The sequence below is a fragment of the Trinickia sp. EG282A genome (genome assembly GCF_040965455.1).
Lineage (GTDB): Bacteria > Pseudomonadota > Gammaproteobacteria > Burkholderiales > Burkholderiaceae > Trinickia > Trinickia symbiotica.
Genome location: NZ_JBFRCC010000003.1, coordinates 334,528 through 354,604, shown reverse-complemented (window position 1 = coordinate 354,604; position 20,077 = coordinate 334,528). Strand labels below are relative to the sequence as shown.

Sequence of the window (20,077 nt, the reverse complement as noted above, 5' to 3'; positions counted from 1 at the left end):
AATCGATTCATGCAGCAACGTCGGACCGCGACCAGCACGCGTATTCCGTCGAAGACCAAAGCTGGAAATCCCACGTCCCATTCTTCGAGTGAGGAGCAGTTCTCATGTACGACGACGAAATCGAAAAAGGCGGTATCAGCCGCCGCGAAGCGTTGCGTTTGCTGGCCGCGAGCGGCATGGCCGCCGTTGGTGCGGGGGGCTTGCTGGCGGGCGCCACGTCCGCGTTCGCCGCCCCCACGCCGAAGAAGGGCGGCAAGATCCGGGTCGCGTATGACTCGTCGTCGACGGCCGATACGCTCGATCCGGCGAAGGGCTCGACGGGCGCCGACTACATCCGCTTCTTCATGTTCTACAGCAGCCTGGCGCAGCTCGATGCGTCGCTCACGCCGCAGATGAATCTCGCCGAGGCGATCGATACCAGCGACGCAAAGACGTGGGTGATCAAGCTGCGCAAGGGGGTGACGTTCCACGATGGCAAGCCGCTCGCGCCGGCCGACGTCGTGTATTCGCTGATGCGCCACAAGAATGCCGCGGTTGGCTCGAAAGTGAAGACGCTCGCGGACCAGTTCGTCGACGCGAAGCAGACGGGTCCCAACGAAGTGACGCTCACGCTCGTCTCCCCCAACGCGGACCTGCCGGTGATCCTCGCGACGCCGCAGTTCGTGATCATCAAGGACGGCACGACCGACTTTACGACCGCGAACGGCACCGGACCCTACAAGGTCAAGTCGTTCAAGCCGGGCGTGTCGACGATCGGTGTGCGTAATGGCAGTTTCTGGAAGACGGGCGGCGGCCCGTACCTCGACCAGATCGAACTGATCGGCATTGGCGACGGCGCGGCGCGCGTGAACGCGCTGCTCTCCGGCGACGTGCAGCTGATCGCCGCGGTCGACCCGCGCTCGACGCAGCGCATCGCGTCGACGGAGGGTTACGAGGTGAAGGAGACCAAATCGGGTCTCTATACGGACCTCATCATGCGCCGCGACAATCCGCTGTCGGGTAACCCCGACTTCGTGCAGGGCATGAAATACCTGTTCGACCGCGACCAGGTGCGGACCGCCGTGTTCCGCGGCTACGCGGTGATCGGCAACGACCAGCCGATCCCGCCGAGTCACCGCTATTTCAACGCGTCGCTGCCGCAGCGCCCGTTCGACCTCGACAAGGCCAAATTCCACTTCCAGAAGGCGGGTGCGATCGGCACGCCGCTGCCGCCGATCTATGCGACGTCCGACGCGAACGGTTCGATCGAGATGGGCGAGCTGCTGCAGCAGTCGGCCGCCAAGATCGGTGTCAACCTGACGATCAACCGCGTGCCTGCCGACGGCTACTGGTCGAACCATTGGATGAAACACCCGCTCGGTTTCGGCAGCATCAACCCGCGCTCGAGCGCCGACGTGCTCTTCACGCAGTTCTTCAAGTCCGACGCGCCGTGGAACGAGTCCGGCTGGAAGGATCCCAAGTTCGATCAGCTGCTCGCCGCGGCGCGCTCGGAAACCGACGACGCGAAGCGCAAGCAGATGTACGGCGACATGCAGGCCCTGGTGTCGGAGCAGTGCGGCATCGGCATTCCGACGTTCCTGAGCTTGATCGATGCGAACGACAAGCGCCTGCAGGGGCTCGGTTCCAATCCGAGCGGCGCGATGATGGGCTTCATGTTCGCCGAGCACGTCTGGTGGAACGCCTGATCGGCTCATGACTTGGAGGGGCGGCTGCCGCGGCGCGCGGCGACACGGTAGTCCGCCGGATTTTCGTCCTGTCCGCCGCATGCTCTGATGAGGGCTGCGACGGACCGGGCCGGGCGTCTTTCCGCGCTCACGCTCCGTCGCATGCAGGGAGGGCCTCGCAGATGAACCGGAACATCGTCGAGTTGATCGGCCGACGCATCGCGGTCACCGCGCTGACGCTGGTGATCGTCTCGATCATCATTTTCGCGATCACGAACCTGCTGCCGGGCGATGCCGCGCAGGCCGCGCTCGGCCAGTCGGCCACGGCCGAGACCATCGCGGCGCTGCGCCAGCAGTTCGGGCTCGACCAGCCCGCGTGGCTGCGCTATTTGCACTGGCTCGTCGGCCTTTTGCACGGCAATTTCGGCGTCTCGCTGTCGAACAACCTGCCGGTGACCGAATTGATCTCGGGAAGGCTGCCGAAGTCGCTGACGCTCGCGGCGATCACGACGGCCGTCTCCGTGCCGATCGCGGTGTCGGCCGGCATCGTCGCCGCGGTGAAGCGCGAGTCGCTCGTCGATCGGCTGGTGAGCCTCGGCACGCTCTCGCTCGTCGCGACACCCGAGTTCCTGATTGCGACGGTCGCGGTGTTCGTGCTCGCCGTGAAGCTCCACTGGCTTTCCGCGCTGTCGTATAGCGGCGAGATCGACAGCCTGCACGATTTCCTGCGCGCCTATGCGATGCCGGTCGTTACGCTGTGCGCGGTCGTGATCGCGCAAATGGCGCGCATGACGCGCGCGGCGGTGATCGAGCAACTGAGCTCGTCGTATGTCGAGATGGCGATGCTCAAGGGCGCGAGCCCCACGCGCGTCGTGCTTCGGCATGCGCTGCCGAACGCGATCGGGCCCATCGCCAACGCGATCGCGCTGAGCCTGTCGTACTTGCTCGGCGGCGTCATCGTCGTCGAGACGATCTTCAACTACCCCGGCCTCGCGAGCCTGATGGTGGATGCGGTCAGCAACCGCGACTTCCCGCTCGTGCAGGCGTGCACGCTGCTCTTCTGTCTCGGCTATCTGGCGCTCGTGCTGCTGGCCGACCTTTGCGCCATTCTTTCGAATCCGAGGCTGCGGACATGACGATGCTTCGACCGTTCTCTCAGCAACCGAGGCGGCAGCCCGCCCGGCCGGATGCCATCGATCCGGTGCAGCGCAGCAGCGCGTTGCCGCCCGGCGCGGAGCCGTCGCGGCCGTGGGGCGGCGGAGCGCCGATGCCGCCGCCGCGTGAATCCGCGCGGCGCCGCAGGTTGACGCAGCGCATGGGTCTCTCGACGGGCGGCTGGATCGGCTTCGCGATGGTCTGCTGCGCGCTCTTCGTCGCGGCCTTCGCGCCATGGATCGCGCCGCATCAGGTAGGCGCGATCGTCACGAACGACGTGTTCGCGGGCTTCAGCGCGAAGCTGCCGCTCGGCTCGGACTACCTCGGCCGCGACATGCTGACCCGCATCATCTACGGCACGCGGCTCACCGTCGTGCTGGCACTCGCTTCGGCGTTGCTCGCGGCCATCACCGGCACGACGCTCGGTCTGCTTGCCGCGGTGGCCGGCCGCCGCATCGACGAGACGATGAGCCGGCTGCTCGATGCGATTACGTCGATTCCGTCGAAGATGTTCGCGCTGATGATCGTGGCCGCGTTCGGCTCGTCGCTGACGCTGCTGATCCTGACGGCGGCGATCAGCTATATGCCGGGCTCGTACCGGATCGCTCGATCGCTTGCGGTCAACATCGGCACGCTCGAGTACGTGCAGGTCGCGCGGGCGCGCGGCGAGAGCGCGCTCTACATCGCCTGCTTCGAGATGCTGCCGAACATGATTCACCCGATGCTCGCGGATACGGGGCTGCGCTTCACGTTCGTCGTGCTGCTCTTGAGCAGCCTGAGCTTCCTTGGTCTCGGCGTGCAGCCGCCCTATGCGGACCTCGGTTCGCTCGTGCGCGAAAACATCGCGGGGCTTGGCGAAGGCGTGCCGGTCACGATCCTGCCCGCGCTTGCGATCGCGGTGCTGACGGTCGGCGTGAACCTGCTGATCGACGGCTTGCCGCATCGGGGCGCGCGGCGCAAGCAGGCGGCGAATGCGGAAGGAGGGCACTGAATGAGCGACGAACTCTCCAACCTCGCCGCCGAAGCCGCCTTGCGGGCGAACGGCAATCTCGTCGAGGTGCGCGGTCTGCGCGTGGCCGGGCACCGGCCGGGCGAGCCGGATACGACGATCGTCCACGACATCGACTTCGACATCGCGCGCGGCGAAGTGCTCGCATTGATCGGCGAATCGGGCTCGGGCAAGACGACGATAGCGCTGTCGCTGATGGGGCATGCGCGCGGCGGCTGCCGCATTACGGGCGGATCGATTCGCGTGGGCGACACGGACGTGCGCGCGCTTTCGGCGAAGGGGCTCGCCGCCCTGCGCGGCCGCAAGGTCGCCTATATCGCGCAGAGCGCGGCGGCCGCGTTCAATCCGTCGCGCTCGATCATGGATCAGGTGATCGAAAGCGCGCTGATCCACGGCACGCTCGGCAAGCGCGCCGCACAGGCGAAGGCGATCGAGTTGTTCCGCGCGCTCGCGTTGCCGGAGCCCGAGACGATCGGCCGGCGCTACCCGCACCAGGTGTCGGGCGGCCAGTTGCAACGGCTGATGGCCGCGATGGCGCTGATTACCGACCCTGAGCTCGTGATTTTCGACGAGCCAACCACCGCGCTCGACGTCACCACTCAGATCGACGTGCTGCAGGCATTCAAGCGCGTGATTCGCCAGTACGGCATGACGGCCGTCTACGTGTCGCACGATCTGGCGGTGGTCGCGCAGATGGCCGATCGCATCGTCGTGCTGAGCGATGGTGAGATCCGCGAAGTCGGTGCGACAGAGCAGATCCTGCACGCGCCGGCGCACCCGTATACGCAAAGCCTCGTCGCCGCCGTGACGCCGGTGGCCTCCGAAGCAACCGCGACGCTGGAGGCATCGCAGACGAGCGCCCCGTTGCTCGAGGTGCGCCGCCTGACGGCGGGTTACGGTCGCAAGGATGCGAAGGGTTGGCCGGCGAAGGTGATCCTGAACGAAGTGGACCTCGTGATTCGCCGCGGACAGACGGTCGGCGTGATCGGCGAGTCCGGCTCGGGCAAGACGACGATCGCGAAGGTGATCGCGGGGCTCGTGCCGATCGCGGGCGGCAGCCTGCTGCTCGACGGCGAACCGCTGGCGGGCGACTTGAACCGCCGCACGCGCGAGCAGTTTCGCCGTATTCAGATCGTGTTTCAGAATGCCGACACGGCGCTGAATCCTGTGCATACCGTCGAGCGCACGCTCGCGCGGCCGCTGAAGTTCTATCACGGCATGAAGGGCGAGGCGGCGCGTCGCCGCGTCGCCGAGCTGCTCGAGCTCGTGCGCCTGCCGGCCGCGCTCGCGCAGCGGCGCACGGGCGAGCTCTCGGGCGGCCAGAAGCAGCGCGTGAATCTGGCGCGGGCGCTCGCGGCCGAGCCCGACCTGATTCTTTGCGACGAAGTGACGTCGGCACTCGACACGGTAGTCGGCGCGGCGATTCTGGATCTGCTGCGCGATCTTCAGAAGAAGCTCGGCGTCTCGTACCTCTTCATCACGCACGACATCGCGAAGGTGCGCGCGATCAGCGACGACATCGTCGTGCTGTACGCGGGCCGTTGCATCGAGACCGGCGATCGCGACGCGCTCTCGGCGCCGCCGTACCACCCGTACTCGCATTTGCTCGTATCGTCGGCGCCTGAGCTGCGCGCCGGCTGGCTGGACGAAGCGAGCGAGCGCTGTCACCAGACGCTGGCGCCGATCGGCTCGTCCGCCGATGACCCGGAACTATGCACGTTCCTCGCGCGCTGTCCGATGCGAATCGACGGTGTGTGCAACCGCACCGCGCCGACTCCGCGCACGCTCGAGAACGGCGCGCAGGTGTTGTGCCACCGCGGCGAAGACGAGCTCGAGCGATACCAGATGTTGCCGCTCGCGGACGGCACGACAGCGGACGCGTCCTCGCCGCGCGTGACGGTGCAGCAGCAGTAGTCGGCGTTTCATGCGAAGACCCGCCGCACCGGCCGCACAGGCCGCGGCCCTGGCGCTCGCTCCAGCAGGCTTTGACCGCCGCCCCGAGGCACCTTTCCGGGGCAGGCAGTGACTCGTCCGGCGCAGGTCCTGGCCGGTCTTCTTGCGAGGGTATTGATCGATGGGCTTGAGAATCGGAGTGGACATCGGCGGTTCGTTCGCCGATTTCGCGGTACTGGACGATGCCACCGGCGAGTTGAAGACGCTCAAAGTCTTCTCGCGACCGGACAGCCCCGGCAGCGAAGTGTTGCGCGGAATGGAGCAACTGCGTGAGCGCGATGGCATCCTGCCCGCCGACGTCACATATTTCACGCATGGCACCACAGTCGGCGTCAATGCGGTCGTGCAACGCAAGGGCCTGCGGCTCGGCCTCATCACGACGCGCCATTTCGAGGACGTGCTCGATCTCGCGCGGCTTAAGGGCCCCGACATGTACAGCCTGCTGTCGAAGCGGCCCGCGCCGCTCGTGCCGCGCGAACGCGTGTTCGGCGTGAATGAGCGGCTGGCGGCGGACGGCAGCGTCGAAACGCCGCTCGACGAGGCCAGCGTGCTCGACGCGATCGATCGACTGAAACGCGCACGCTGCGAGGGTGTCGTCATCGCGCTCTTGCATTCCTATCGCAATCCCGGGCATGAGCACGCGGTGAAGGCGATCGTCGAGCGTGAGATGCCGGGATTCTTCGTGTCTTGCTCGAGCGATGTGTGGCCGATCATCCGCGAGTACGAGCGCACCTCGACCGCGGTGATCGGCGGCTATGTGCAGCCGAAAGTGTCGCACTACCTGAGCTCGCTGCAGCGCGCGCTCGTCGAGACCGGCATCGGTGCCGACATGAAGGTGACCAAGTCCAACGGCGGCGTGATGAGTGCCGAAGCGGGCAAGAGGAACTGCGTGCAGATGATCCTGTCGGGTACCGCGTCGGGCGTGATCGGCGCAGCGCATGTGGCGCGGCAAAGCGGGCTCTCGCGCTGCATGAGCCTCGACATCGGCGGCACGACGGCGGACGTCGCGCTTATCGTCGACGGCGAGCCGCAGTATGCGAGCGGCGAGTACATCGGCGATTTCCAGATCCATATTCCGTCGGTGTCGGTCTCGTCGATCGGCGACGGCGGCGGCTCGATCGCGTGGGTCGACGAGTTCGGCGTGCTGAAGGTCGGCCCCGAAAGCGCCGGCTCGAATCCGGGACCCGTCTGCTACGGCCGCGGCGGTACGCGCGCAACGATCACGGATGCATTCGTAGTCCTCGGCGTAATCGGCAATGCGAGCCTCGGCTACGACTCCGTGAAGGTCAATCACGACGCGGCGCACCGCGCGATCGGTGCGCTCGCGCACAAGCTCGGCATCGATGTCTACGCTGCGGCCGAGGCGATCGTCGACGTGTCGGTGTCGGGCATGTACGCGGGCGTAAGCCGTATCGTGTCGCGCTTCGGCATCGATCCGCGCATGTTCGCGCTGCTGCCGTTCGGCGGCGCGGGGCCGATGCTCGCCTGCTATTTCGCACGGGCGCTGGGCATGGAAAAGATCGTCGTGCCGACCGCCCCGGGCGTGCTGAGTGCGCTAGGCGGCCTGATTGCCGACACCCGCAACGACTTCGTGAAGACGACGTATTACGACCTCGATACTACGACGCTCGCACAGCTTGCCGACGACGTGCGCGCACTCGAAACGGCGGCGCGCGACTGGATGCGCGCGCAGACCGGCAACGACATCGACGCGAGCGTCTTCGTTTCGGCCGATATGCGCTACAAGGGCCAGTCGTTCGAAATCGACACGCCGCTCGAAATGAGCTGGCTCCTTGGCGGCGACACCGCTCCGCTCGCCGAGGCGTTTCATCGCGAGCATGAGCGCCTGTATGGCCACCGCGACGAGAGAGCGAAGGTGCAGGTGGTGGCGCTGCGGCTCGTGATCAGCGCGGCGACCCCGAAACCGAAGCTAGTGACGATCGAAGCGGACGATGCGCCGCCGGTGCCGGCGGGCACGATCCGCGTGTACATGGACGGCGCTTTCCATGACGCAGCGCTTTATCGTCGCGCCGCATTGAAGGCGGGGCAGCAACTCGACGGCCCCGCGGTGATCGCGCAGGACGACTGCACGACGAGCGTACTGCCGGGCTTCCGCGGCCGCGTCGACGCCTATGGCAACCTTGTTTTCACGCATCGCCAATGAATCCGCACGGAGCATCGCATATGCAATTCGATAAGGCAGTGCTTCAAATCTTCGCGAACTACTGTGTCGCGGCGGCCGAGAGCATGGCGTACACACTCGTGCGGACCGCGCATTCCACGTTCGTGAAGGAAACCGAGGACTTCTCGTGCGCGATCACGACGCCCGAAGGTCTCACGTTCGCGTCGCCGAAGACGCTCGGCGCGACCTGGTATGTCGGCCTCGACTACAGCTCCGTGATCGGCATGATCGACCACTACGAGCCGGGCGACATCGGCATGACCAACGATGCTTACAGCGGTTTCGTCGCGACGCATACGCCCGACATCGTGCTCTGGAAGCCGGTCTTCCACGAGGGCGAGATCGTCTGCTTCGTCGGCGGCCACATCCACAACACCGATATGGGCGGCGCGGTACCGGCCTCGCTTTCGCGCACGCTCACCGAGATTCAGCAAGAGGGCATCCGCTTTCCGCCGTGCAAGATCGTGCGCAAAGGAGTCGTCGACGAGTCGCTGATCCGGCTGATGGCCACCAACGTTCGAGTGCCGGGACAGAACACAGGGGACTTGCATGCGCAGCTTGCATCGCTGCATACGGGCGAGCGGCGCGTGCTCGAGATCATCGAACGCTTCGGCCTCGACGGTTTCAAGGCGGGCATGAAGGCGCTGCTCGACTATTCCGAGCAACAGGCGCGCACGATTCTGCGCGGCATTCCGGACGGCGACTATTTTTTCTCGGAATTCGCCGACGAAGACTCGGTGAACGGCAAGCCGATGCGCGTTGCGCTGACCGCGCGCATCCGCGACGGCTCCGTGGAGATGGACTATACGGGCAGCGATCCGCAGTTGCAGTCGTCGCTGAACATGCCGACGGGGGGCCACGAGCGGCATGCGCTCGCTCTGGTTGGGCTCGTCTACGTGCTCTACACGCTGAACCCCGAGATCTTGCTGAACTCGGGGATGCTGCGCGTCGCGCGTTGCATTTTGCCCGAAGGGACGGTCGTGAATGCGCTGCCGCCCTCGGCCGTCGGGATGCGCAGCCTCACCTGCAAGCTCACGCACCTGCTGACCTTCGGCGCGTTTTCGCGAGCCGTGCCGGATCGCCTCGGCGCCTGTCCCGCAGGTGGTCTGTCGATTCTCAGCGTGAAGACGATGGACCGCCACGGCGCGACGGTCATGGCGTCGATCGGGCCGATCGGCGGCGGCGCGGGCGGCGGCCCCAGCGACGATGGCGAGGACGGCTCCGGGGCGAACAATGCGTTTTTGCGCAATACGCCTGTCGAGATCAACGAGGCCGAGGTGCCGATCCGCATCCTGCGCTACGGTGTCGCGCCCGGATCGGGCGGCGCCGGGCAGTACCGCGGCGGGCAAGGGCTCGTGATGGAATTCAAGGTGTTCGCGCCGAACACGCTCGTCACCGCGCGCAACCGCGACCGGACGCGCTTCGCCTCATGGGGCGTGCGCGGCGGGCATGCCGGCGCGAATGCGCGCTTCACGCGCAATCCCGACACGCCGCGGGCGGAAGAGCTCGACAACAACGATCTCGTCGTCTGCATGCCAGGCGACGTGATTCGCCTCGTCGGTGCGGGCGCGGGCGGTTATGGTCGGCCCGTCGATCGCGAGGCGCTGCGCGTACGCGATGATGTTTTGCGCGGCTATGTGACCGCCGACGAAGCGCGCGACGTCTACGGCGTCTTGCTCGACGGCGACGAGCTCGATGTGGCCGGCACAGAGCGGCTGCGCGATGAGCTGCGTGCTCGGCTCGCGGACGTCCAGGCGCCGGCGTTCTCGTATGGTCCGTATCGCGAGGCGTTCGAGGCGAAGTGGACGCACGCTCGTTATGCGGCCTTGACGTCGATCCTCGCGGGTGTGCCGGTGCAGTGGCGTTACTTCATCAAGCATCGACTCTTCGAAGCGCTCGATGCGCGACTCGCCGAGATCGCTTCGGAGGGTGAGCACGACGATGGCGATGCCGGGCTGGTGCATGCACTCTTCGCGGAGCTTTGCTCGAGTTACCCGCAACTGAATGCCACGCGCGTTTGAGGCCGCCAGCCAGGCCGTGAACAGGTCATTCGCGGGTCATTCTCGGCCGCCCTGCAAGCTCAAGTGGGTCGAGCCGCCGGATCGCACCTCGATACGCTGTCCGTCTATCGCCGTCGACGAATCGCGGACCAACCCGTTGTGGTGCAACATCGTTACGCGACCCTGCGTCCAGCCGAATACCATCATGGAGCCAACGATTCCGAGCGCGACGACGGCGCGCGCGAAGCCGGGGAGCAAGCCGTTGGCGGAGCGGAAGCGTTCCGAGAACGTCGGCTTCTCCACGCGAGCGATGCGTTCGGTACCGACGACCAGCGTGTCAAAGGTTGCGGGCGCGGACGGTGCGGGCTGCGGGGCGTCCGGCGGTACTGTGCCCGGGGCGGCATGGGCTGCGGCAACGATCGCCTCGGAGCGCAGCAGTTCGTCCAGCGTGGCGCGTCGCAGCGCGGACAGGCGGCCCGCCGCATGGTGAACCCAGCCGTCGACCACGCGCAGCCAGTCGTTGATGTTGCCGCGTACAGGGTCATTGAGGCCGAAGCGGCCCAATGCGGCGGACCAGCTTTCGATGCCGAGCGCAGCCAACACGGGCGCACCCGGCTCGACGTCTTCGGCCACCCGAAACACTTGAACCAACGCCCGCTGCAACAATTCCGCCGCGCGCAGGATATGTCCCACGCCTTTCTCGCTGATGGAGCCGCCCGCCGCTGCGCGTTGCCTCCAGAGCGACAGGTACGCCTGCGCATCCCGCACGTTGGCCTCGGTGTGCTCGGCATAGTGCAGCACGCTCAACAGGCCTTTCAGATAGTCGCGCCATTGCGGCGAAAGCGCACCGGCGGCGGCAAGATGGGCACTGCGCACTGTCTTCAGGACGGTCTGTAGAGCGGCACGGACAGCCGCGCGCTCGGCATCCACCGCGGCGATCGCGGCCGGCAGCTCAGCGCGCCGCAGCACCCGATCCCGGTGGCGGATGATCCCGTCGGGGGCATCGTACCGCCCATCGCGCAGCGACGAGAGCAGGGCATGCTCGCGCTCCAGAGCGCGCAGCCGGTCCAGATCCTGACTGATGGTTGCCGGATACAGCATGTCGAGGTGCAGGGGGCCGGCCAACGTCACCGCTTCCGTCAGCGCGTCTGCCGAGCGCGCTTGTCGGGTCGCGGGAAACGCCAGGTAAATGCCCCGATACTGCGGCTTGAGGTGTTCCTGCGTGAACTGCTCGTCCAACTGCTTCAGAGAAACTTCCGGCTCGACCGCGGCGTGCTCGGTGTTTCCGGTCAGCTTGGCGGTCATCCGCTCACGCAGCTCCTCGGCATTGTCGAATAACGCCCATGCGCTGCGTTCGTCGGCCGGCGCGGCCAGATAGGTCCGTTTGGCGTTCTCCTCGCGCTCATGGTTTTGCGGGTGCGTGGCCCACATGCGGGGCGGCTGCGCGAGCTCCCGATTGAACACGCGAAAGGCAGCGGCCCCCTCGACCGGAACGCGCGGGCGTTGACCGTACGACGGGTCGTTATAGATGCGATTGAGCCGGTCGGCCATAGCCTGATGCACGATGAATACATCGCGCGGCGGGCGCTGATTGCCGAGTTCGCTGCGCACGAAACCCAACGTCCGGTCCCAGGCATCGTCCGCGATTTGCAGCCGGTGCAACGCGTGTACCAACGCGTCGCTGCCGGTCAGCGACACGGCCACGAGGTCGGCTTGCATTTCCATTTCACGCGACAGTGCGCGCTGGGCGATGATCACCAAACGGAACGTGGTGTCGACAATGGCCCGCAACGCCCACACGACGAGGCTGAGCAGCCAGCCGATCCAGGAGATGCGGACATCGAGATTCGACAGACGGCGCAGGAAGCGATCGAGCAGATCGCGCTTGGCGACGATATGGGCCGCGATCTGCTGCGCGGTATAGACCCATCGGCCCACTGCCATCGAGCGCTGCGCAAAATGCCCGAACTCATGCGCGCACACTGCCTTGAATTCGCTCAGGTTCAGCAGGTTGACCAGCCCGAGCCCGATCTCCAGGTTCTTCTGCGAAGGCCGGATGAGGTTGAGCAGCGACAAGTCGTAGAACACCGCCGCATTGACGCGCGCACTGACGAACACCTTATGCGGGCGGGGGGCGCCGGCATCATCGGCAATCTGCTCGAGGAAGGCAATGAGGCGCGGCTGCTCCGTGCGCGTCAGCTCGACGCCATCGGCGTGCTCGCCTTTGCGGATGAAGAACAGCGCCTTGGCCAGGAACGCCGCCAGGAACAGGCTGCCGCCGCAGGCGAGCCATTCCGGCAGACTCGCCGAAGCGCCATCCAACGCCAACCGCAACGCGCCCCTGAGGCCGGCAAAGGCAAACCAAGCAGTCAGCGCGAAATAAAGCACGATGAAGAGCAGCAGGCCGGCCACGGCCAACCATGCATTGCGCTGATACGAAGCGGTCGGGCGCGTCAAGCCGGCCGGCACATTGCTCGGCCCGGGCGGGTATAGGGTCGTCATCTTTGTTTTCTCGTTGCAGACTTGGCGGCGAAGCGACGCCTGCCTCGCGCTGGATTATGACATCTGAATGTGAAAAGTAATCGATTCTGTCGAAGCCCGCGGATTAAGGGATCTGTCAATTTGCACCGTTGCAACAGCCGATTCACAGCCGATTGACAGCCGGGCTCGACGCGCTCCGCGTTGTATGTTGGAAACGCCGAATCCACAAAACGTCGCGAATTGAAAAAAGATGCGGCAGAATAGGCCGCCATTCCGTTTCGGACGAGCACGTGAAATATCAATGAAAGGCGCATGCCGGGCGCTGCGCATGACTGGGAGAATATATGTTCATTTTCTGGGGCCGAAAACTCGTCTATCGCAAGCACGGCTATGTGGCGGACTTTTGTCCAATCTGCCGGGAGCCGCGTGCGTTCAAATTGCAACGGGTCGGCTCAGCGGGCCACGTGTACAACATCTCGGTGGGCGAGGGCCGATTGGTGGGGTACCACCGGAGTTGCCTGACTTGCCGCACGCCGGTCGAAAGCGAATTGTCCACCTATGCCAGCGTGGCGAAGGCGCGCGCGGCGTTGCCCGAACTGATGGCCCAGACCTACCCCAACCTGGAATCGGCTTGGCGCGATCGGCTTGCGCTGGAAGAGCGGGTTCGCACTGCATTGCCTTCTCTGCAACCGGAAGAGCGCCGGGAATTGATTCGCGATCCATTCATTGCGCTGTCGACCAAGGTCGAGCGGTACTTCGCGTCCAGCCGTGTCAATTTGAGGGACATTCTGATGATACTGGTCGCGTTCGTGGTAATGATTATTGGATCGGTGACGGTCGGCATGATTGAACCGGCGGATTCGAACTACGGCATTTACTTCTTCATGGCGCTAGGTCTCGCCATGGTGGTCTGGCAGATCAGATCAACGTCGCGGCGTTACATGGTGCGACAGATCGTGCCGGCGCTCGCCTCGGCGCTCGCACCGTTGAAGCCGACGCGGGAGGAAATTGACGCGACGCTCAGCGAACTGCATAAGGAGCAACTCCGACTTGCAAGCAAACTGCCAGCGAAGGCCTTGTTTTCGAGGCTGGGCGAGATTGGCAAATCTACTGCGTCATAAGCCGCTCCGGCGTTGGCGGCGTGCCGTGCCAGGCGGTATTGTCCCCGCGTGCAAGACCCGACGGGGACGATCGAGGTTGATCAAAGAGCGAACAACGCTCGTACTTGAACGATAGCCGCCGCTTGTCCGAGCCGCGGATTCAGTGCTGCGGCGCACCCTCCCATGCCGGAAGTGTCGCACCGCGATAGACGGTCAGGATCGCCGACGCGACGTTGGGTTGCTGATAGCTATCCACGAGCGCCTTAACCCAGGGCGCCTTTGCATCTTTCCCATTGACCGCGATGAAATTTCGATAAGGATTGCGCTCAACCTTTTCCTGTGCGATCCGTTCCTGTGGAATTCGGATGCCCGCCTTGATCGCCCAGTCCGTATTCACGACGGCCGCGTCCACGTCGTCGATCGCGCGGCCGACGATACCGGCGTCGAGTTCCCTGATCCGAATGTGCTTCGGATTGTCGGCGATATCGCGCGCGGTCGGCAGCAGGCCGACATCGGGTTTTAGTTTGATGAGCCCGTTCGCTTGCAGCAACAGCAGCGCGCGGCCTTCGTTGCTCGGGTCGTTCGGCACGGCGATCGTCGCGTTTTGCGGCAGTGCGGTGACCGATTGCACCTTGCGTGAGTAAAGGCCGATTGGTTGCACATAGGTGAAGCCGACGGGCACGATCTCATAGTGGCGTGCTGCAATCTGCGCGTCGAGGTAGGGCTTGTGTTGGAACGAGTTGGCGTCGAGATCGTGTTGGGCGAGCGCTTCGTTCGGCTGCGTGTAATCGGAGAATGTCGTGAGCGTGACGGTGACTCCGTGCTTCGCGGCGTTGGCCGCGACCACTCGCCATACGTCCTCGTCTTCGCCCGACATGATGCCGACACGCACCGTTTGTCCATCGGCCTGCGCCGATTGCGCGCTCACGATGCCGCAAGTCAGGAGCAGGGACAGGAATGCGGCCTTGAGCGTCTTCGTTGTTTTCATACGCAAATGCGATCGAAGTGAAGGTCACGAGATCGTAAAAAGACGCGCGTTGCGGCGCAAACAATATCGAGCGCTTTTGTTATCGCGGATCAGCGCAAGCAATGAGTCACAGCACCGGCGACCGATACCACGATGCCGTCATGCCGCGATGGGGTCGCCCGCACGGCTCGCATATCGCTTATCGCTGCTTTAGAAATGAAAATTCGTTGTTTCTCCTTCGCGAGCGGGCAGCGCATCATCGCCTCTTGATGGCTATAGACGGCTTGCGGCGAATCAGCCGCGGAACGGAAAGGAGGCGCAATGGCAGCAGTGCTCGAAGAACGGCCGCTCCAAGCAGTGCTCGAGACAGCACGTGAATCGGCGGCGGCGGCAGGGTTGGGTCATGCCGGCGGCGTGGCCCCGCGCGATGCGTGGGCCATGTTTTCGGAAGGCAGCGCGGTGTTAGTCGATGTGCGAACCGCTGAGGAGCGCAAATTTGTTGGCTATGTGCCGGGCAGCGTACACGTGCCTTGGGCGACCGGAACGAGCCTCACGCGCAACCCTCGCTTCGTGCGCGAGCTCGAAGCGAAAGCCGGCAAGGACGCGGTCGTGCTGTTGCTCTGCCGCAGCGGCAATCGCTCGGCCTTGGCGGCCGAAGCCGCGGCGAAAGCGGGGTTTGCACAGGCGTTCAACGTACTGGAAGGATTCGAAGGCGATCTCGATGACGCGCAGCATCGCGGCGGCAAAAGCGGCTGGCGTTTCCATGGGCTGCCGTGGGTGCAGGACTAGAACGACTGTTGGACGGTTATTGCAGCCCAAACGTATTGGGCAGGCGTGCGTCTCGCTCCGCGTACCACGTAATTGAATATCAGACGCATTCCGGGGTGAACGCTATCGACCGCTAGCCCATGATGAACAAATAGGAGTGAGGCCGGTGGCCCTATTCGATATCGAGCCAATCCTCAGATCGCTGCAGGCGGTCCGGCAGCGATGGCGCGACGAACAAAAACGTGCAATCGAACCGGGCGGACGCGATTTGCCGTCGCGTGATGCGCTATCGGAAGTGATCAGAGCGCTCAAAGGCGTTTTGTTCCCGATGCGGCTCGGGCCGACCGATCTTCGTCAGGACAGCGAGAATTTCTACGTCGCCCATGCACTCGACGCTGCATTGCATGCTTTGCTTGCGCAAGCGAAGCTCGAGTTGCTCTATGTCGCGCGACGCGAGACGGCGGATAGCGAGCCCGCGCCCCACGGGGACTTCTTTCGGGGGGTTGACGCGCATGCGATTAAAGCAGTGCAAGCCTTCGCGCAGCGACTCCCCCAGATTCGCGCGCTCCTCGATACCGATGTGATCGCCGCCTATCACGGCGATCCGGCGGCGGGTAGCGTCGACGAAGTCCTGCTTTGCTATCCGGGCGTGCTCGCCATGATCCATCACCGGCTGGCGCACGAGTTGTACCGGCTCGGCCTGCCGTTGCTCGCACGGATCGTCGCGGAGCTTGCGCATGCGGAGACGGGCATCGACATTCACCCGGGCGCGCGGATCGGCGCGGGCTTCTTCATCGATCACGGCACAGGCGTCGTAGTCGGCGAGACGGCGATCATCGGCGAGCGGGTGCGTCTGTACCAGGCGGTGACGCTTGGAGCAAAGCGTTTTCCCCGCAACGCCGACGGTCACCTCGAAAAGGGGCTCGCGCGTCATCCCATCGTCGAAGACGATGTGGTCGTCTATGCGGGCGCGACGATACTCGGCCGCGTCACGATCGGCCGCGGCGCGACGATCGGCGGCAATGTATGGATCACGCACGACGTCGCGCCCGGCAGTCACGTCACGCAGGCCAGCCTGCGCAATGAGTCTGCCCGTTCGTCTGAGATCGCCGTGGGACTGACGATAGGAGCGCATGGATGACTGCGCTCGTCCGCAATTTCGGCGCGGCCGTGCGCGCACTTCGCGAAGCACATGGGTGGTCGCAGGAGGAACTCGCCGAGCACGCCGGGCTGAATCGCTCTTACGTCGGCGAAATCGAGCGGGGGATGGCGATTGCCTCCATCGTGACCGTCGACAAGCTCGCACGTGCGTTCGGTGTCTCGATGGCGACGCTCTTGCCCGCGCCAAGCGTCGAGAGTCTGCCCGTCCACGATCACAGTTAAAGCCTGGCGCTCCGTGTTCGAATCGACGTATCCCAGCATACGTGCATGCGGGGCCGTCACGCGTTGCCGGTTCGGCCGGACGGTGACGGCTATAGCATGTTGAGCGGTTTGTTCGGGCTCCTGATAATTCTCAGCCGTTATAAGCATTCCCGTTTTTCTTCTATCGACCTGGAGCTTACCGAATGTCGACGATAGTGAGCGGCCCGACCGCGCTCGGCGATAACGCAGCACGGCAACTTGCCAATGCCACGAAGACCGTACCTCAGCTTTCGACGATCACGCCGCGCTGGTTGACTCATTTGCTTCAATGGGTACCGGTCGAGGCGGGCATCTACCGCTTGAACCAGGTGAAGAACCCGGAGGCCGTGCGGGCCGCGTGCACGGCTCGCGAAGACGAGGGCACGCTGCCGACGACCTTCGTCCCCTACGAAGAAAACCCGCGCGAGTACTTCCTCAATGCGGTGAGCACCGTGCTCGACGTGCATACGCGCGTGTCGGATCTCTATAGCAGCCCGCATGACCAGATCAAGGAGCAACTGCGCCTGACGATCGAAACGATCAAGGAATTGCAGGAAAGCCAGCTGATCAACAACCCCGACTACGGCTTGCTCGCGAACGTTGCTGACGACCAGCGCATTTTCCCGCTGACGGGCGCGCCGACGCCCGACGATCTGGATGAACTGCTGACGAAGGTCTGGAAAGAACCGGCGTTCTTCCTCACGCACCCGCTTGCGATCGCCGCATTCGGCCGCGAATGTACGCGCCGTGGCGTGCCGCCGCCGACGGTCAATTTGTTCGGCTCGCAGTTCATCACGTGGCGCGGCATCCCGCTGATCCCGTCGGACAAAGTACCCGTCGCCGACGGCAAGACGAAGATTCTGCTGCTGCGCGTCGGCGACAAGCGCCAGGGCGTGGTGGGCCTTTATCAGCCGGGCGTCGCGGGCGAGCAGGGCCCGGGACTGTCGGTGCGCTTCATGGGCATCAACAACCAGGCGATCGCGTCGTATCTTATCTCGCTCTATTGCTCGCTTGCGGTTCATTCGCCCGATGCGCTCGCGGTGCTCGAAGATGTGGAAATCGGCAAGTACCATGAATACCCCGACACCTACCGCTAACGGACGCACGGGCGCTGCGCTGCCCGACGTTCCCGCCGCTTCCGTGCCGGCGGGGCTGCCCGACGCGGATACGCTCACGCGTCTCGCGAACGCGTTCTTTTCGACGCTGCCGGGCGCGGCCGCGCCGCATGATGGTGCTTCCGCCGTCGGCGGCCTGCCGTCCGCGTGGCCTGCCGCAGCGCCCGTTCTTCTTGCGATGTCGAACGCGGCGCCGGCCGGCTCGCCGCTCGCAGGGCCGGGCGGCACAGGCACGGGCGTGCCCGGCGCATCGCTGCCGGCGGGCCGCGTGCCGGGCGGAAATCTGCTGCCGGCCGCGCCGACGCACGTGCTGACGCTTGGCAATCGCGCACCCGCGCTTGCACCGCATGCGGCAGCGCAGAACGGCTTGCCCGACAACATGGTGACGATTGCTCCCGCGCTGGAGCCGCGTGTCGGTGGGGCGGCGCTGGGCGTGCCGCCCTTGCACGCGCACGTACCGTCGTCCGCGGCTGCGGCTGCGGCGAACGGGGCGAACTCGATCACATCGCCGACTGCAGCGCGCGACACGTCTGCAGGACAACCGTCGCCGTACTATTTTGTCGGCACGCCGGAACAGGGTTGGCAACGTCCCGCTCAGGACATCGCCCTGCCGGCAGGTGCGGGCGTGACCCCGCGGTCGTTCGGATTGCCGGGAGAAGACGATCTGCGCTCGATGCTTTCGATTCACCGTTTTTCGACGAGCGCCGAGCCGTATCGTCATGAGCAGAGCGCCGCGCCGTACTTCCTCGACGATGCCCACGCCACGCGCGATCCGCGCGGCCTAGGTCCGGCGATGCCCGTTGCTCGCCCCCCGTTCGACGTCAATGCGATTCGTCGGGATTTTCCGATCCTGCAAGAGCGAGTGAACGGCAAGCAGCTCGTATGGTTCGATAACGCGGCAACGACGCAAAAGCCACAAGCCGTGATCGATCGCCTCGCGCATTTCTATGCGCATGAAAACTCGAACATCCATCGCGCCGCGCATGCACTCGCGGGTCGCGCGACGGATGCCTACGAGAATGCTCGATCCATTGTGCAGCGTTTCATCGGCGCCGCGTCGCCGGACGAGATCGTCTTCGTGCGTGGCGCGACGGAGGCGATCAATCTGATCGCGAAGACGTGGGGCGCAAGCAACGTCGGTGAAGGCGACGAGATTATCGTGTCGCATCTCGAGCATCACGCGAACATCGTGCCGTGGCAGCAGCTCGCCGCGCAAACGGGCGCGAAGCTGCGCGTGATTCCCGTCGACGATTCAGGCCAAGTACTGCTCGACGAATACCGCAAGCTGCTTTCAGCCCGGACGAAAATCGTTTCGGTTACGCAGGTGTCGAATGCGCTCGGGACGGTCGTGCCGGTAGACGAGATCGTCGAGCTCGCGCACAGTGCGGGCGCAAAGGCACTGGTCGACGGCGCGCAGTCGGTATCGCACATGCGCGTGGACGTGCAGGCGCTTGATGCTGATTTCTTTGTGTTTTCGGGCCATAAGATCTTTGGGCCGACGGGTATCGGCGTGGTGTATGGCAAGCGTGCCATTCTCGACGACATGCCGCCTTGGCAGGGCGGCGGCAACATGATCGCGGACGTGACGTTCGAGCGGACGGTGTTTCAGCCGCCGCCGAATCGCTTCGAGGCGGGCACGGGCAATATCGCCGATGCCGTCGGCTTGGGTGCCGCGCTCGAGTATGTCGAGCGGATCGGCATCGAGAACATCGCGCGCTACGAGCACGATTTGCTCGCATATGCGACGAGCAGGCTCGTTCCGGTGCCGGGTGTCCGGCTCATCGGCACGGCACGCGACAAGGCGAGTGTGCTTTCGTTCGTGTTGAAGGGTTACGAGACGGAAGAGGTTGGCCGGGCGCTGAACGAAGAGGGGATCGCGGTGCGCTCGGGGCACCACTGCGCACAGCCGATTTTGCGGCGTTTCGGGCTCGAAGCCACGGTGCGGCCGTCACTCGCGTTTTACAACACCTGCGATGAAGTCGATGCGATGGTGTCGGTCATCCGGCAATTGTCCGCACGCAGCGGTTGACGAGTGCGGACGTCGCGCGGGCGCGTGTGCCCTCGCACTGGAAGGACCTCGTGCGCACGTGCACGCGCTCGTCGGCGCGAAAAGCATATGAGAAAACGTTGCTTCGTGCGATGCGGCGCGTTGGCTAGCATGCGCCATTCGCTGCCATCCGGGGCGGTACGACATCGATGCGGAAGACTATACTTCGGGAAGCCCGCGAGTCGTCGAGCTTCGGTAGCGGCCGTCATGCACTAATCTCATCTCGTACCATGCT

The 20,077-nt window shown here is 64.8% G+C and carries 14 protein-coding genes; 12 read left to right on the top strand and 2 right to left on the bottom strand.

Going from position 1 to position 20,077, the window contains the following annotated elements; all coding sequences use genetic code 11:
- The first annotated feature begins 104 nt into the window (after positions 1–104).
- The 6 genes from AB4Y31_RS16080 (at position 105) to AB4Y31_RS16055 (ending at position 9,984) form a co-directional block, all read left to right on the top strand.
- Positions 105–1,685 (top strand): ABC transporter substrate-binding protein, encoded by a 1,581-nt coding sequence (locus tag AB4Y31_RS16080; protein WP_368674764.1) that lies wholly within the window; start codon positions 105–107, stop codon positions 1,683–1,685.
- Positions 1,686–1,846: 161 nt separating this feature from the next.
- Positions 1,847–2,800: an ABC transporter permease gene (locus AB4Y31_RS16075; RefSeq protein WP_368674763.1), complete on the top strand. Its 954-nt coding sequence runs from the start codon at positions 1,847–1,849 to the stop codon at positions 2,798–2,800.
- 2 nt (positions 2,801–2,802) lie between these two features.
- Positions 2,803–3,810, top strand: a complete 1,008-nt coding sequence (locus AB4Y31_RS16070; protein WP_368675306.1) for an ABC transporter permease — start codon at positions 2,803–2,805, stop codon at positions 3,808–3,810.
- Positions 3,811–5,742, top strand: coding sequence for an ABC transporter ATP-binding protein (locus tag AB4Y31_RS16065; protein WP_368674762.1), 1,932 nt, complete (start codon positions 3,811–3,813; stop codon positions 5,740–5,742).
- 160 nt (positions 5,743–5,902) lie between these two features.
- A complete protein-coding gene (locus tag AB4Y31_RS16060) occupies positions 5,903–7,945 on the top strand; it encodes a hydantoinase/oxoprolinase family protein (protein ID WP_368674761.1) in 2,043 nt (680 codons plus the stop codon).
- A gap of 20 nt (positions 7,946–7,965) precedes the next feature.
- Positions 7,966–9,984 carry a hydantoinase B/oxoprolinase family protein gene (locus AB4Y31_RS16055; protein WP_368674760.1) on the top strand — a complete coding sequence of 673 codons (2,019 nt, stop codon included), beginning with the start codon at positions 7,966–7,968 and terminating at the stop codon, positions 9,982–9,984.
- Positions 9,985–10,020: 36 nt separating this feature from the next.
- Here AB4Y31_RS16055 and AB4Y31_RS16050 read toward each other — a convergent pair whose 3' ends face one another.
- The gene (locus AB4Y31_RS16050; protein WP_368674759.1) at positions 10,021–12,420 is read right to left on the bottom strand and encodes a M48 family metalloprotease; all 2,400 of its coding nucleotides are present in this window, start codon (positions 12,418–12,420) and stop codon (positions 10,021–10,023) included.
- A 368-nt stretch (positions 12,421–12,788) separates the two neighbouring features.
- On the opposite strand from AB4Y31_RS16050, the gene AB4Y31_RS16045 reads away from it, so the two are divergent.
- Positions 12,789–13,565, top strand: a complete 777-nt coding sequence (locus tag AB4Y31_RS16045; RefSeq protein WP_368674758.1) for a hypothetical protein — start codon at positions 12,789–12,791, stop codon at positions 13,563–13,565.
- A 139-nt stretch (positions 13,566–13,704) separates the two neighbouring features.
- Here the strand turns inward: AB4Y31_RS16045 and AB4Y31_RS16040 are convergent, their stop codons facing one another.
- Entirely contained in the window at positions 13,705–14,532 is an 828-nt protein-coding gene (locus tag AB4Y31_RS16040; RefSeq protein WP_368674757.1) for a MetQ/NlpA family ABC transporter substrate-binding protein, read from the bottom strand.
- 300 nt (positions 14,533–14,832) lie between these two features.
- On the opposite strand from AB4Y31_RS16040, the gene AB4Y31_RS16035 reads away from it, so the two are divergent.
- The 5 genes from AB4Y31_RS16035 (at position 14,833) to AB4Y31_RS16015 (ending at position 19,824) form a co-directional block, all read left to right on the top strand.
- A complete protein-coding gene (locus AB4Y31_RS16035) occupies positions 14,833–15,300 on the top strand; it encodes a rhodanese-like domain-containing protein (RefSeq protein ID WP_368674756.1) in 468 nt (155 codons plus the stop codon).
- Positions 15,301–15,445: 145 nt separating this feature from the next.
- Positions 15,446–16,420: a serine O-acetyltransferase EpsC gene (gene epsC / locus AB4Y31_RS16030; protein WP_368674755.1), complete on the top strand. Its 975-nt coding sequence runs from the start codon at positions 15,446–15,448 to the stop codon at positions 16,418–16,420.
- Positions 16,417–16,662, top strand: a complete 246-nt coding sequence (locus AB4Y31_RS16025) for a helix-turn-helix domain-containing protein (RefSeq protein ID WP_018438572.1) — start codon at positions 16,417–16,419, stop codon at positions 16,660–16,662. The genes epsC and AB4Y31_RS16025 overlap by 4 nt, the downstream gene beginning before the upstream one ends.
- Positions 16,663–16,844: 182 nt before the next feature.
- On the top strand, positions 16,845–17,777 hold the full coding sequence (locus AB4Y31_RS16020; RefSeq protein WP_018438571.1) for a family 2A encapsulin nanocompartment shell protein: 933 nt from the start codon (positions 16,845–16,847) through the stop codon (positions 17,775–17,777).
- Entirely contained in the window at positions 17,752–19,824 is a 2,073-nt protein-coding gene (locus AB4Y31_RS16015; RefSeq protein ID WP_368674754.1) for a family 2A encapsulin nanocompartment cargo protein cysteine desulfurase, read from the top strand. Before AB4Y31_RS16020 ends, AB4Y31_RS16015 begins: the two co-directional genes overlap by 26 nt.
- Positions 19,825–20,077 lie beyond the last annotated feature (253 nt).